Raw genomic sequence first — 587 nt, 5'->3', positions numbered from 1 at the left:
GCCTCGGCCCGTGTCGCGGTCGATGAAAAGCGCATGATCAACTGCCGCGCCGACCTCAACCAGCTCGTGCCCTTCAAGTACGACTGGGCCTGGCAGAAATACCTCGACGGCTGCGCCAACCACTGGATGCCGCAAGAGGTCAACATGACCGCCGACATCGCCCTGTGGAAGAACCCGGAAGGCCTGACCGACGACGAGCGCCGCATCGTCATGCGCAACCTCGGCTTCTTCTCCACCGCCGACTCCCTGGTGGCGAACAACCTGGTGCTGGCCGTCTACCGCCTGATCACCAACCCCGAGTGTCGCCAGTACATCCTGCGCCAGGCCTTCGAAGAGGCGATCCACACCCACGCCTACCAGTACTGCATCGAATCGCTGGCCATGGATGAAGGCGAGATCTTCAACATGTACCACGAGATTCCTTCGGTGGCGAAAAAGGCCGCCTGGGGCCTGAAGTACACCCGCTCGATCTCCGATCCGAAGTTCGAGACCGGCACCGTCGACACCGACAAGGAACTGCTGCGCAACCTGATCGCCTACTACTGCGTACTGGAAGGCATCTTCTTCTACTGCGGCTTCACCCAGAT

The 587-nt window shown here is 61.0% G+C and carries 1 protein-coding gene; it reads left to right on the top strand.

The genetic code is table 11. The features are described 5' to 3' along the window. A partial coding sequence (locus HX851_RS33445) for a ribonucleotide-diphosphate reductase subunit beta (RefSeq protein WP_177066537.1) occupies positions 1-587 on the top strand: 587 nt, incomplete at both ends.

This window comes from Pseudomonas gingeri, assembly GCF_013385635.1.
Taxonomy (GTDB): Bacteria; Pseudomonadota; Gammaproteobacteria; order Pseudomonadales; family Pseudomonadaceae; genus Aquipseudomonas; species Aquipseudomonas gingeri_A.
The sequence above is the reverse complement of the archived record's forward strand: the minus strand, read 5'-3'. Positions and strand labels throughout refer to the sequence as shown.